Origin of the sequence: Arthrobacter sp. yr096 (assembly GCF_900108925.1) — a bacterium.
Lineage (GTDB): Bacteria > Actinomycetota > Actinomycetes > Actinomycetales > Micrococcaceae > Arthrobacter.
Map to the genome: position 1 here is coordinate 532989 of NZ_FNYI01000001.1, position 13217 is coordinate 546205.

10 protein-coding genes are annotated in these 13217 nt (G+C 63.2%); 8 read left to right on the forward strand and 2 right to left on the reverse strand.

Annotated elements, in window-relative coordinates; translation table 11 throughout:
• Positions 1–146 precede the first annotated feature (146 nt).
• The 3 genes from rplM to glmM all read left to right on the forward strand — a co-directional run bounded on the left by rplM (position 147) and on the right by glmM (position 2690).
• A complete protein-coding gene (gene rplM, locus BMY91_RS02560; RefSeq protein ID WP_011775554.1) occupies positions 147–590 on the forward strand; it encodes a 50S ribosomal protein L13 in 444 nt (147 codons plus the stop codon).
• Positions 591–628: 38 nt separating this feature from the next.
• Positions 629–1135, forward strand: a complete 507-nt coding sequence (rpsI, locus tag BMY91_RS02565) for a 30S ribosomal protein S9 (RefSeq protein WP_035760464.1) — start codon at positions 629–631, stop codon at positions 1133–1135.
• 190 nt (positions 1136–1325) lie between these two features.
• The gene (gene glmM / locus BMY91_RS02570) at positions 1326–2690 is read left to right on the forward strand and encodes a phosphoglucosamine mutase (RefSeq protein ID WP_090817826.1); all 1365 of its coding nucleotides are present in this window, start codon (positions 1326–1328) and stop codon (positions 2688–2690) included.
• Between the two features lie 66 nt (positions 2691–2756).
• Here glmM and BMY91_RS02575 read toward each other — a convergent pair whose 3' ends face one another.
• Positions 2757–3548, reverse strand: coding sequence for a M15 family metallopeptidase (locus BMY91_RS02575; protein ID WP_090819099.1), 792 nt, complete (start codon positions 3546–3548; stop codon positions 2757–2759).
• A 61-nt stretch (positions 3549–3609) separates the two neighbouring features.
• Positions 3610–4581, reverse strand: coding sequence for a type I pantothenate kinase (coaA, locus tag BMY91_RS02580; protein ID WP_026539842.1), 972 nt, complete (start codon positions 4579–4581; stop codon positions 3610–3612).
• 139 nt (positions 4582–4720) lie between these two features.
• On the opposite strand from coaA, the gene glmS reads away from it, so the two are divergent.
• The 5 genes from glmS (at position 4721) to treY (ending at position 13209) form a co-directional block, all read left to right on the forward strand.
• A complete protein-coding gene (gene glmS, locus BMY91_RS02585) occupies positions 4721–6604 on the forward strand; it encodes a glutamine--fructose-6-phosphate transaminase (isomerizing) (protein ID WP_090817829.1) in 1884 nt (627 codons plus the stop codon).
• Positions 6605–6608: 4 nt separating this feature from the next.
• Positions 6609–6956, forward strand: a complete 348-nt coding sequence (locus tag BMY91_RS02590) for a holo-ACP synthase (RefSeq protein WP_018760400.1) — start codon at positions 6609–6611, stop codon at positions 6954–6956.
• Between the two features lie 17 nt (positions 6957–6973).
• The gene (locus BMY91_RS02595; protein ID WP_177179832.1) at positions 6974–8551 is read left to right on the forward strand and encodes an NAD(P)H-hydrate epimerase; all 1578 of its coding nucleotides are present in this window, start codon (positions 6974–6976) and stop codon (positions 8549–8551) included.
• A gap of 69 nt (positions 8552–8620) precedes the next feature.
• Positions 8621–10900 carry a glycogen debranching protein GlgX gene (glgX, locus tag BMY91_RS02600; RefSeq protein WP_090817831.1) on the forward strand — a complete coding sequence of 760 codons (2280 nt, stop codon included), beginning with the start codon at positions 8621–8623 and terminating at the stop codon, positions 10898–10900.
• Positions 10897–13209 carry a malto-oligosyltrehalose synthase gene (treY, locus tag BMY91_RS02605; RefSeq protein ID WP_090817834.1) on the forward strand — a complete coding sequence of 771 codons (2313 nt, stop codon included), beginning with the start codon at positions 10897–10899 and terminating at the stop codon, positions 13207–13209. The genes glgX and treY overlap by 4 nt, the downstream gene beginning before the upstream one ends.
• Positions 13210–13217 lie beyond the last annotated feature (8 nt).

The following is a 13217-nucleotide window of genomic DNA, read 5'->3' on the forward strand; positions in this document are numbered from 1 at the left end:
TCGCTAACTCCAGAGGCATTTCGAGATCCTGGGATAACTGGTACATAGAGCCCTCACCTCTGCTCCGGTAGCGCATACATAGTAGGTACACGCCTTATTGCGTGTGGCCTAAAACATGAACGCCAGAACAAGAACGAGGCAAAACCGTGCGTACGTACACCCCGAAGCCCGGCGATATCAACCGCCAGTGGCACGTCATTGACGCCACCGACGTTGTCCTTGGTCGTCTTGCCAGCCAGACCGCAACACTGCTGCGCGGAAAGCACAAGCCGACCTTTGCGTCCCACATGGACATGGGCGACTTCGTCATCATCATCAACGCTGAAAAGGTTGCCCTCACCGGCGCCAAGCTGGAGCAGAAGCGCGCATACCGCCACTCCGGTTACCCGGGCGGCCTGACCTCCGTCAACTACGCCGAGCTGTTGGAATCCAACCCGGTTCGCGCTGTTGAGAAGGCCATCAAGGGCATGCTCCCCAAGAACTCCCTCGCAGCTCAGCAGCTGGGCAAGCTCAAGGTCTACGCAGGCCCCGAGCACCCCCACGCTGCACAGCAGCCGAAGACTTTCGAAATCACCCAGGTCGCCCAGTAGTCCTGGCCACCAACCAACTTTTCATTACAAGGAGAACCGTGGCTCAGAACGAAGAACTGACCGCCGAAGCCGTCGAGGCTGAGGAAACCCTCACCAGCTACACCTCTGAAAGCACGTCTGCTGAAGACGCGCCGAAGAAGGAACGCCCGGCACTGACCGTTGCCGGTGCAGCTGTTGGCCGTCGCAAGGAAGCCGTTGCACGCGTTCGCGTTGTTCCGGGTTCCGGCAAGTGGACCATCAACGGCCGCACGCTGGACAACTACTTCCCGAACAAGCTGCACCAGCAGGACGTCAACGAACCCTTCAAGATCCTTGATCTCGAAGGCGCTTACGACGTCATCGCCCGCATCCACGGCGGTGGCATCTCCGGCCAGGCCGGTGCACTGCGCCTCGGTGTTGCTCGCTCGCTGAACGAGATCGACGTCGACAACAACCGCGCTACCCTCAAGAAGGCCGGTTACCTGCGCCGTGACGCCCGCGTCATCGAGCGTAAGAAGGCCGGTCTCAAGAAGGCACGCAAGGCTCAGCAGTACTCCAAGCGCTAAACCCGCTTTCCCGGACCGATGGCCGCTCTCGCGGCCATCGGTGGGGTATCGAACGCCCGTTCCGCCATTTCGGCGGGGCGGGCGTTCGCCGTTTAAAAGGCCACTGCCGCCCACCGAATCCGGGCGCTCATATGACGCTCCGGCACGCCCCTGAACTGATGGCGTCCCGTCGTCGTCTAAACTTGAGCCGATGTCTAGATTATTTGGAACAGATGGCGTGCGCGGTCTCGCGAACGGATTGCTCACCGCTGAGCTGGCTATGCAGCTCGCCCAGGCCGCCGCCGTCGTACTTGGCCATGACCGCGCAACCAACGGCAAACGGCCGCGTGCCGTTGTCGCGAGGGACCCGAGAGCGAGTGGCGAGTTCCTCGCCGCAGCCGTCGAGGCAGGGCTGTCCAGCTCGGGCATCGACGTCTATGACGCCGGCGTCCTCCCCACACCGGCTGCCGCTTACTTGGTGGCAGATCTCGACGCTGATTTCGGCGTCATGTTGTCGGCCTCCCACAACCCCGCGCCGGACAACGGCATTAAGTTCTTTGCCCGGGGTGGCCAGAAGCTCCCGGACCACGTGGAAGATGCCATTGAGGCGCAGCTCGGCAAAGAGCCGCAGCGCCCGATTGGAGCGGACGTCGGACGCATCCAGCGCTTCTCGGACGCTGAGGACCGTTACATCGTGCACCTGTTGGGCACGCTTCCCCAGCGCCTGGATGGCCTGAAAGTTGTCCTTGACTGCGCCCACGGCGCGGCCAGTGGTTGTTCGCCCCAGGTCTTCAAAGACGCCGGCGCGGATGTCATCGTTATTGGCGCCGAGCCTGATGGATTGAACATCAATGAAGGGGTCGGCTCCACGCACTTGGGTCCGTTGAAGGAAGCGGTAGTGAAGCACGGGGCTGACCTTGGTGTCGCCCACGACGGCGACGCTGACCGCTGCCTTGCGGTTGACCATGAAGGCAACGAAGTAGACGGTGACCAGATCATGGCGATCCTGGCATTGGCCCTCAACGAGGCCGGCAAGCTCAAGGACAACATCCTGGTTGCGACCGTCATGAGCAACCTGGGGCTGAAGATCGCCCTCCGTGATGCCGGCATCACCATCCGGGAAACCGGAGTAGGCGACCGTTATGTCCTGGAAGAAATGCGCGACGGCGGTTACAACCTGGGCGGCGAACAGTCCGGCCACGTGATCTTCTCCGATTACGCGACCACCGGCGATGGTGTCCTGACCGGCCTGCAGTTGGCAGCGCAGGTTGCCCTGACAGGCCGGAGCCTCAAGGAACTTGCCACCGCGATGACCAAGCTGCCGCAGCTGATGATCAACGTCAAGGACGTGGATAAGGCACGCGCGGGCACTGACGAAGGCGTGGCGGCCGCAGTAGCCGCTGCCGAGCTCGAACTGGGGGAGACCGGCCGTGTGCTGCTCCGCCCGTCCGGCACGGAGGCACTGGTGCGCGTCATGGTGGAAGCTGCGGACATGGAAACCGCAGAGCGCATCTGCACCGGTCTGGCTGCCGTCGTCAAGGAACGCCTTGGCGCAACCAGCGAACTGGCTGTCTAAGAACTCCCACGGCTTCGGCCCGCACCGCTGGTTGGCCAGCGATGCGGGCCGAACCCTTTTTAAGTGTTAGAGATAGTCGGGCGCTGCTTCCAGCCCGAAGTACTCCTCGAGGGTCGCGATGCCCCGATTGGCCATGTCCGTGGCGGCCTCGACACCTACGTAGCGCAGATGCCAGGACTCGTAGAAATAACCCGTGGTGTCGTGGAACATCCATGGATACCGGACCACGAATCCGAACTTGTGGGCATTGGCTTTGGCCCATACGGCAGCCGGTTGATCGGCAAAACACGGTTGGAAGCTGCAGGCGCCGCCGCCATCCGCGATGTCGAAGGACCAGCCCGTTTGGTGTTCCGAATGTCCGGGGCGGGCCGACGCACGGTCAGCTGCCGCCTGGCCGGTGCTTGCGACGTACCCGTTGTACGTGGCCACCTGCGTGGTGTAAGAGCGGTAGCCCGAAGCCAGGGCCATGACGACGCCCTCGGATGCGGCAGCGCCGAACATCTTTTCTGCGGCAGCCGCCGTCGTGCCGTTAACCATGGATGCTTCGCCGCTGACGGCGAGCCGAACGTTCGGCTGGACGAGGTCTGCCGGAACGAAGTCCTGGGGATTCAGCGGCCGGTGCTTGTTCACGATGACCCAAGGGCTGGTGGGATCCGTGAGGGAATGCTGAGGAGCAACGGCGCTGGAGGGAGCTGCACTGGAAGGCTCCGGGCTGGCCGGGGGAGTTACAGCCGCCGGATCCGTGGTGGGGATACTGGAGGGCGTTGCAGAAGGGGCAGGGGAGGCCATGCTGGGCGCATTGGCAGCGGCGGGGGAGGGAACGGATTTGTCCGGCGTGCAGGCGGCCAGGGCTGCCATACCGGCCCCCGCAGTGAGGAAGCCTGCGAATGCCCGCCGGTTGGGAAGGGGTTTGGCCACGCTAGACCTTCCTTAGCAACATGCGCCGGATGGAGTGGTCCGCGTCCTTGGTCAGCACCAGCTGCGCCCGCCCGCGTGTGGGCAGCACGTTTTCTTCGAGGTTCGGTTCGTTGATGCGCTTCCAAATGCCGCGGGCGGTCGATTCGGCATCGTCGTCGGACAGTGTGGCGTACCGGTGGAAGTAGGACTCCGGCTGCGCGAAGGCAGTGGTGCGGAGCTTCCGGAACCGGTCAACGTACCATTCCTCGATGTAGGAAGTCTTGGCATCGACGTAGATGGAGAAGTCGAAGAAGTCGCTGACGGCCAGTCCTTGTTTGCCATCCATGCGGGGTCGGGCCGGGGCCAGAACGTTCAAGCCTTCCACGATCAGGACGTCAGGACGCCGCACCACGACTTCCTTGCCCGGCACGATGTCGTAGGTAACGTGGGAATACCACGGTGCCCGGACTTCCTCGGCCCCGCCTTTGACTTCGGACACAAAGCGAAGGAGCCCGCGGCGGTCATAGGATTCCGGGAAGCCCTTGCGTTCCAGCAGGTGCCTGCGTTTGAGCTCCGCCAGGGGGTACAGAAACCCGTCCGTGGTGATGAGTTCCACGTTGGGCGTCCCCGGCCAGCGCCGCAGCATTTCCCGAAGGACGCGGGCGATGGTGGACTTACCCACAGCCACCGAGCCTGCAACGCCAATCACGAACGGCGTGCGCTGCGTTTGTTCGCCCAGGAAGGTGGTGGTGGCGGCATGAAGTTGGTGCGAAGCCTGGACGTACAGGTGCAGCAGCCGTGAAAGCGGCAGATAGACCTCCCTGACTTCCTTCATGTCCAGGGGATCGCCAAGTCCCCGGAGACGGAAGATGTCCTCTTCGTTGAGGGGCTGCTCCATCTGTGCCGCGAGCCGGGACCACGTCTGCCGGTCCAGCTCCACGAACGGGGAAGCGCCGTCGCCATTAGCTTCGGTGCGTTGCAAAGTCACGCTCATGATTCTGCCCTCCGCGTGCCGGATCAGGAAATGCGCGACGACGGGAAGGTGAATTGTGAGTGATGGACGTCTCCACCGCAAGGGGAGGAGCTGGGATGTCCCACGTCAGTTGTTTGCGCTAGCCGTTAGGCTTGTACCCATGTGTGGAATCGTAGGCTATGTTGGCAATTCGTCTCGCAAGGCAGCTGGTCACAGCGCCCTTGACGTCGTCGTGGAAGGGCTGCGTCGTCTTGAGTACCGCGGCTATGACTCCGCAGGCGTCGCAGTGGTGGCTGACGGGACGATTTCGTCCCGCAAAAAGTCCGGCAAGCTGAGCAACCTGATCGCGGAGCTGGAAGCAAACCCGGTCCCTGAATCCCTTACCGGCATTGGCCATACCCGTTGGGCCACGCACGGCGGCCCCACGGACCGCAACGCGCACCCGCACCTCTCCGACGGCGGGCGCCTGGCGCTGATTCACAACGGCATCATTGAAAACTTCGCCGAGCTCAAGCAGGAACTGCTCGCCAAGGGCGTTACCTTTGAGTCGGAAACCGACACCGAGGTTGCGGCCGCCCTGGTTGGCGACATCTTCCGCAACCAGCTCAATGGCGACGGCGGCAACCTCACCGAGGCCATGCGCCTTGCCTGCCAGCGCCTTGAGGGCGCCTTCACCCTCCTCGCTGTCCACGCCGACCAGCCTGACGTGGTTGTGGCAGCCCGCCGCAACTCCCCGCTGGTAGTGGGCTTGGGCGACGGCGAGAACTTCCTGGGCTCCGACGTCTCCGGCTTCATCGACTACACCCGTCGCGCCGTGGAACTGGGCCAGGACCAGATCGTTACCATCACCGCGGATTCCGTGGAAATCACCGACTTCTTCGGCGCTCCCGCCGAAGGCAAGGAATACCACGTTGACTGGGATCCGGCATCTGCCGAAAAGGGTGGCTTCAACTCCTTCATGGAGAAGGAAATCCACGACCAGCCCGACGCCGTTGCGCAGACCCTCCTGGGCCGCTCGGACCTTGACGGCAAGCTGACCCTGGACGAGGTCCGCATCGACCCCGAGCTCTTGAAGCAGGTTGACAAGATCATCGTCCTGGCTTGCGGTACCGCAGCTTACGCCGGCCTGGTGGCAAAGTACGCGATTGAGAACTGGTGCCGTATTCCCACGGAAGTGGAGCTTGCACACGAGTTCCGCTACCGCGATCCGATCGTCGACTCCAACACTCTGGTGGTTTCCATCAGCCAGTCGGGCGAGACCATGGACACGCTGATGGCCGTCCGTTACGCCCGCGAGCAGGGTGCCAAGACGATCTCCATCTGCAACACCAACGGATCCACCATCCCGCGCGAGTCCGACGCCGTGCTCTACACGCACGCGGGTCCGGAAATCGCTGTTGCTTCCACCAAGGCATTCCTGGCGCAGATCACTGCTGCTTACCTGCTGGGTCTGTACCTGGCCCAGCTGCGTGGCAACATCTTCTCCGGCCAGATCAAGGACGTCCTTGCGGACCTCAACAAGATCCCGGCCAAGATCCAGCACATTCTGGACAACGCCGGTCCTCTGCGCGAGCTCGCCCGCAGCATGAAGGACGAAAAGTCCGTGTTGTTCCTGGGCCGCCACGTTGGATACCCGGTAGCCCTCGAAGGTGCCTTGAAGCTCAAGGAAATTGCCTACATCCACGCTGAAGGCTTCGCGGCCGGCGAGCTCAAGCATGGTCCCATCGCCCTGATCGACGACGGCCAGCCGGTCTTCGTCGTTGTGCCGTCGCCGCGTGGCCGCGACTCCCTGCACTCGAAGGTAGTCAGCAACATCCAGGAAGTGCGCGCACGCGGTGCCCGTACCCTGGTCATCGCTGAAGAAGGCGACGAGTCGGTCAAGGACTACGCAGAGCAGGTGTTCTACGTACCGGAGACGCCCACGCTGCTGATGCCGCTGCTGACCACCGTTCCGCTGCAGATCTTCGCTGCTGAACTCGCCGGCGCCAAGGGCTATGACGTGGATCAGCCGCGTAACCTCGCCAAGAGCGTCACCGTAGAATAACGCCATGATTGTTGGCATTGGCGTAGACGTCGTAGACATCGAGCGGTTTGGCCGGCAGTTGGAACGGACCCCCGGTCTCCGGGACCGCTTGTTTGTTCCTGCCGAACGGGAACTTAATACCCGGTCCTTGGCTGCCCGTTTTGCAGCCAAGGAAGCAGTGGCCAAGGTCCTGGGCGCTCCGGCAGGCATGAACTGGCAGGACTGCTGGATCGGCCTCGACCAGAACGGCCCTACGGTCCAGGTCAAGGGAACCGTGCTTGCCGTGGCTGAGGCCAAAGGCGTCAAGCGTTGGCACCTGTCCATCAGCCACGACGGCGGCATCGCGACGGCGACTGTCCTCGCCGAGGGCTGAACGGACTCTCAACAGCAATGATCAGCGCCTTCACTGGACAACAGATCAGGGACGCGGAACAACCGCTCCTGGACTCCGGTGAGGGCGCTGTTCTTATGCAGCGGGCTGCCTACGGCCTGGCGCAAACCGTGGCCCGCGAAGTCAAAAGCAGGCGCAAGCTGGCCGGTGCCGGCATCACCGTACTGGCCGGCAAGGGAAACAATGGCGGCGACGGCCTTTTTGCCGCGTCTTTCCTCGCGCGCAGGGGAATGCGCACGACGGCGGTACTCGCCGCTTCTGAAGTGCACCCGGAGGCTCTGGCTGCCTTTGTCGCGGCAGGCGGCCGGACGCTGCGCTTGGAACCCGGGAATGCCGAAGAGCTGGCAGTCATGTGTGCGGGCAACGATGTGATCATTGATGCACTGCTCGGTACCGGCGCCCGGGGCGGACTCCGTGGTGCTTCAGCCGAACTCATCGCCTTGCTCCAGGAGCTGCGCCCAGCCCTGGTGGTGGCCTGCGACCTCCCCAGCGGGCTGGATGCCAACACGGGGGAAGTCCACTGGCCCGTGCTGGACGCGGACGTCACTGTGACTTTTGGTGGCATCAAAGCCGGGCTGATGACGGATCCGGGTGAGGGCTGCTCGGGACGCATCGAGCTTGTGCGCATAGGCATAGAGGAGTCGCTGTCACCCGAAGAGGCCGAACTGCGCCGTATCACTGCGGTGGAGCTTGGCGCGTTGCTGCCCGCTCCCGATCGCCGTGCGCACAAATACTCCAGAGGCGTCCTTGGCGTCGTGGCAGGTTCGGCGAGGTTTGCCGGGGCGGGGGTCCTGAGCGTCCATGCTGCGGCTACGGCCGGAGTGGGGATGGTGCGCTACCTTGGTCCCGAATCTGCTGCGCAACTGGTCCTTGGCCGCACCCCCGAAGCCTTGTGGGAGTCCGGAGACCCCGGCAGGGTCCAAGCGTGGCTGCTGGGTTCGGGTGTTGATGGCGAGGAACAAATGGAGCGTGCCCGGGCCGTTGCTGCCGCAGCCCTCACCGCTGGTTTGCCTGTGGTGGTGGATGCCGGTGCCTTGAGCCTCTTGCCGGAACGGTGCCCGCCTCACTGGATCCTGACCCCGCACGCTGGTGAATTGGCCACGCTGTTAGGCACCCTGCCCTCCACAGGGGAGGTAGCGGTAACCCGTGAAGACATCGAATCCCGGCCATTGCACTTTGTGCGGCAGGCTGCGGAACAAACCGGGGCAACAGTGCTCCTGAAGGGTGCCACCACACTGGTGGCGTCGCCGTCGGGCGTGGTTTTTAGCCAGTCTGAGGGCACTGCGTGGATGGCCACCGCGGGCAGTGGCGACGTTTTGGCTGGCGTTCTTGGTGCACTGGTTGCGCAGTGTGCGGAATCCATCAAGGACGACGCCGGCGCGTACGCAGCGTTGGGCCTGGACCCCGATGACCGCTGGGCTGCTGCGGCCGCCGTGGCGGCGAGTATCCATGGGCGCGCGGGAGTGGCCGCATCCACTGATTTTGCCGGCGGCCCCCTTACCGCATCGGCGATCGCGGCGGCGGTGCCGCGCGTTATGGGTTCGCTCGCGGCGGAATACGACCGAACAAGACCATAAGGTTACTGTCAATGTCGGGGACATGAGTAGGCTTGCAGCAGGTTATCCGCATCACCAAGAGGAGAACGCATGGAAGTCTGGCCTGGATCGGCTTATCCGCTGGGTGCCACTTTTGACGGCACCGGCACCAACTTCGCGCTGTTTAGCGAGAAGGCCGAGAAAGTGGAATTGTGCCTCTTCGACGACGACGGCGGGGAAGTCCGCGTTGATGTCACCGAGGTAGATGGTTTTGTATGGCACTGCTACTTGCCCCAGGTTCAGCCCGGGCAGAAGTACGGCTACCGGGTCCACGGTCCCTACGACCCCGACGCCGGTCAGCGCTTCAACCCCAACAAGCTGCTGCTGGATCCCTATGCCAAGGCAGTCCACCGGCAAATCGACTGGGATCCGGCCCTCTTCTCCTACAATATGGGCGATCCTGATTCCCGCAATGACGAGGATTCGGCGCCCCACATGATGTTGGGCGTGGTCATCAATCCGTTCTTTGACTGGGACGGCGACAAACTGCTGCGGATTCCGTACCACAAGTCGGTCATCTACGAGGCCCACGTCAAGGGCCTTACCCAGATGCACCCGGAGGTTCCGGAGGAGCAGCGCGGCACCTATGCCGGCGTCGCCCACCCTGCTGTCATCTCGCACTTGCAGAAGCTGGGCATCACGGCCATCGAACTCATGCCGGTGCACCAATTCGTCAACGACGGCATCCTGCAGGACAAAGGCCTGAACAACTACTGGGGCTACAACACCATTGGCTTCTTCGCCCCGCACAACAGCTACAGCTCCAAGGGCGATACCGGCCAGCAGGTCCAGGACTTCAAGGCCATGGTGCGGGCCCTGCACACCGCCGGCATCGAAGTCATCCTGGACGTCGTCTACAACCACACCGCTGAGGGCAACCACCTGGGACCCACGCTGTCCTTCAAGGGCATCGACAACTCCGCGTACTACCGCCTGGTGGAAGATGACCAGAAGTACTACATGGACTACACCGGCACCGGTAACTCACTGAATGTCCGCAGCCCGCATTCCCTCCAGCTGCTCATGGACTCGCTGCGCTACTGGGTGACCGAGATGCACGTGGACGGTTTCCGCTTTGACCTCGCTTCCACGCTGGCCCGCGAATTCTACGACGTAGACAAGCTCTCCACCTTCTTCGAACTGATCCAGCAGGACCCCGTAGTGTCCCAGGTGAAACTCATCGCCGAGCCGTGGGACGTTGGCCCCGGGGGTTACCAAGTGGGCAACTTCCCGCCGCAGTGGACGGAATGGAACGGCCAGTACCGCGACACCGTCCGCGACTTCTGGCGTGGCGAACCTTCCACCTTGGGTGAATTCGCTTCCCGTCTGACCGGTTCCGCGGACCTCTACGAACACTCGGGCCGGCGTCCGGTGGCATCGATCAACTTCGTCACCGCCCACGATGGCTTCACTCTTGCGGACCTGGTCTCCTACAACGAGAAACACAACGAGGCCAACGGCGAAGACAACAACGACGGCGAATCCCATAACCGTTCCTGGAATTGTGGTGCCGAGGGCCCTACGGACGATCCCACGGTGCTCGGAATGAGGGCACGCCAGCAGCGCAACTTCATCGCCACCCTGTTCCTTTCGCAAGGCGTTCCCATGCTGCTCCACGGTGATGAGCTGGGCAGGACGCAGCGCGGCAACAACAACGGTTACTGCCAGGACTCTGAACTGACGTGGATCAACTGGGAGAACGTGGACCAGCCGCTCATCGAGTTCACCGCTGCGGTGTGCGCCCTCCGGGCCAAGCACCCCAGCCTGCGCCGCAGCCGCTTCTTTGACGGCCGTCCGGTACTGCGTGGCGAAGGCGAGCGGCTCCCGGACATCGTATGGCTGGACGCCGATGCCAGCACCATGAGCCCCTCGGATTGGGACGAGGCCTTGGGCCGCTCCGTTGGTGTATTCCTGAACGGTGACGGAATTCATGGCCGCGACAACCAAGGCCGGCGCATCACCGACGTAAACTTCCTGCTGTACTTCAACGCAGACCAGGACGAGGTCGGCTTCCGGATCCCTTCGGATGAGTATGCACCGGCGTGGGACGTCATGATTGACACCGCCGGAGAAGGCGCTGAAGCAGGGGTGGTCAAGCCGGACCAGATCCTCATGGTTGGCGGCAAGTCATTGGTGGTGCTGCGGGCACACAGCACCCCTGAAGTTGAGCCGGACCACTCGGTGGCAGCGTCCCTTGCCGCGCTGACCCAGACCAGCACTCCGGAAACGGCATCCATCACGGCACCCGCGGTGACATCGCTGCCGTTCGACTACAAGGGAGATTCCACGGCGGATGAGGACTCCGGTTCGTCGGAGAAGGCTGACTCATGAGGACGCCCATCTCGACGTACCGGCTCCAAATCCGTCCGGAGTTGACGCTGCAGGACGCTGCGCAGCTTACGGGCTACCTGCGGTCCCTTGGAGTCGACTGGGTGTATGTCTCACCAATCCTCACCGCGGAGGAGGGCTCGGATCACGGCTATGACGTCACCGATCCCACCACCGTGGATCCTTCGCGAGGCGGCCCCGAAGGGCTTGCTGCCCTGTCCAAGGCCGCCCGCGAACAGGGCCTGGGCATCTTGGCCGACATTGTGCCAAACCACATGGGTGTTGCCACCCCCGGGCAGAATGCCTGGTGGTGGCAGCTTCTGAAGGAAGGGCGCACGTCCAAGTACGCTGAAGCCTTCGACGTCGATTGGGACTTCGGCGGCGGGAGGATCCGGATTCCGATTCTGGGCAACGACGACGAGCTGGACCAGCTCAGGATCGTTGACGGCGAACTGCACTACTACGATCACCGCCTTCCCCTGGCTGACGGCAGCTACAGCGACGGGGACAGCCCCCAGGACGTCCACGCGCGGCAGCACTATCAGCTGGTGGGGTGGCGCAGGGCCGACGCTGAACTGAACTATCGCCGGTTCTTCGCGGTGAACACCTTGGCCGGCCTGCGCGTAGAGGTGCCGTGGGTGTTTGATGAATCCCACCAAGAGATCGTGCGCTGGTTCCGTGAAGGGCTGGTGGACGGCCTCAGGATCGACCACCCGGACGGTTTGGCAGACCCCGAAGGCTACCTGGCGAGGCTGCGGGAAGCCACGGGCGGCGCGTATCTGCTGGTGGAGAAGATCCTGGAGCCGGGGGAGCAGCTGCCGGACACCTTCGATTGTGAAGGCACCACAGGATACGACGCCCTCGCTGACGTGGACCGCCTCTTTGTGGATCCCGCAGCCGAAGAGTATCTCGATTCCCTGGACGCCAGATTGCGGGACACCGAACAGCCAGCGGATTACGCCGACATGATCCATGGGACCAAACGCCGTATCGCGGACGGCATCCTGCGCTCGGAGGTTCTCAGGCTGGCGCGTCTGGTTCCGGAGTCCTTGGGGCTTCCTGTGGAGAAGGTGGCCGATGCGATCGCCGAAGTCATCTGCTGCTTCCCCATCTACCGGACGTACCTTCCCTACGGTCGGGAAGTCCTGGAGGAATCCATCGGTCACGCCGCCGAGAACCGGGCAGACCTGAAAGCTGTGCTGGAAGACCTGAAGCCACTGCTGCTGGACCGTGACGGGGCGTTGGCCGGGCGTTTCCAGCAGACTTCGGGCATGGTGATGGCCAAGGGGGTAGAGGACACGGCGTTCTTCCGCTTCACCCGGCTGGGCACGCTGACTGAAGTGGGTGCAGACCCTACCGAGTTTGCTGTCACCACTCCGGATTTCCACGAGCGGATGGCCCGCCGCCAAGCGGAGCTGCCGCTCTCCATGACCACGCTGAGCACTCACGACACCAAGCGCAGCGAGGATGCCCGGGCGCGGATCTCGGTTATTTCCGAGGCTGTCCCGGAATGGGAACTGTTTCTTGGAACGGTCCAGGAACTGGCACCGATCCCGGACGGACCGCTGGCTGCCCTTATATGGCAGTCGATTGTTGGGGCATGGCCGGCAGGCCGCGGTCGTCTGCAGGCATATGCCGTGAAGGCGGCCCGCGAGGCAGGAAATTCCACCAACTGGACCGATCCCGACGCCGACTTCGAACGCCACCTGGCTGCCGCCGTCGACGCCGTTTTTGATGTCCCGGAGGTTGCTGCAGCCCTGGAGAACTTCGTTGCCGAGCTCGAACCGTACGGCACCTCCAACTCTTTGTCTGCGAAGCTGGTCCAGCTGACCATGCCCGGTGTCCCGGACGTCTACCAGGGCACTGAGTTCAGGGATGGTTCCTTGACCGACCCCGACAACCGTCGGCCGGTGGACTTTCAAGCCCGCATGGAGGCGCTGGCGGAGTTGGACCAAGGCGCCAAGCCCGCTGCCACCGAGGAATCCGCCAAGCTTCTTGTTGTCTCCCGGGCCTTGAGGTTGCGCCGGGACCGCCCTGAACTGTTTGGTGGCTACCGCGCTGTGGAAGTTCGTGGTGAGGCCGCGGCACACGTGGTTGCTTTCGACCGTGGAGCGGACACGCCGGGTGCTGTGACGGTCGGTACTCGCTTGCCCAAGCGCTTGGAAGCCGAAGGTGGCTGGCGCGACACGTCCATTGAGCTGACAACCAACGTTCGGGATGAACTCACCGGAGCCACATACAGTGCCGGCTCTGTCCCGGTGGGCACCATGTTGGAGCAGTATCCGGTGGCCCTGTTGGTGCCCACAGACTGATTCGCGAA

What these genes read in the sequence shown, in the direction of transcription:
- BMY91_RS02575 (WP_090819099.1), bottom strand. Translation starts at nt 3,548, where the DNA reads ATGGCAGCCCTGGCCGCCTGCACGCCGGACAAATCCGTTCCCTCCCCC.
- coaA (WP_026539842.1), bottom strand. Translation starts at nt 4,581, where the DNA reads ATGAGCGTGACTTTGCAACGCACCGAAGCTAATGGCGACGGCGCTTCC.
- glmM (WP_090817826.1), top strand. Translation starts at nt 1,326, where the DNA reads ATGTCTAGATTATTTGGAACAGATGGCGTGCGCGGTCTCGCGAACGGA.
- BMY91_RS02590 (WP_018760400.1), top strand. Translation starts at nt 6,609, where the DNA reads ATGATTGTTGGCATTGGCGTAGACGTCGTAGACATCGAGCGGTTTGGC.
- treY (WP_090817834.1), top strand. Translation starts at nt 10,897, where the DNA reads ATGAGGACGCCCATCTCGACGTACCGGCTCCAAATCCGTCCGGAGTTG.
- glgX (WP_090817831.1), top strand. Translation starts at nt 8,621, where the DNA reads ATGGAAGTCTGGCCTGGATCGGCTTATCCGCTGGGTGCCACTTTTGAC.
- BMY91_RS02595 (WP_177179832.1), top strand. Translation starts at nt 6,974, where the DNA reads ATGATCAGCGCCTTCACTGGACAACAGATCAGGGACGCGGAACAACCG.
- glmS (WP_090817829.1), top strand. Translation starts at nt 4,721, where the DNA reads ATGTGTGGAATCGTAGGCTATGTTGGCAATTCGTCTCGCAAGGCAGCT.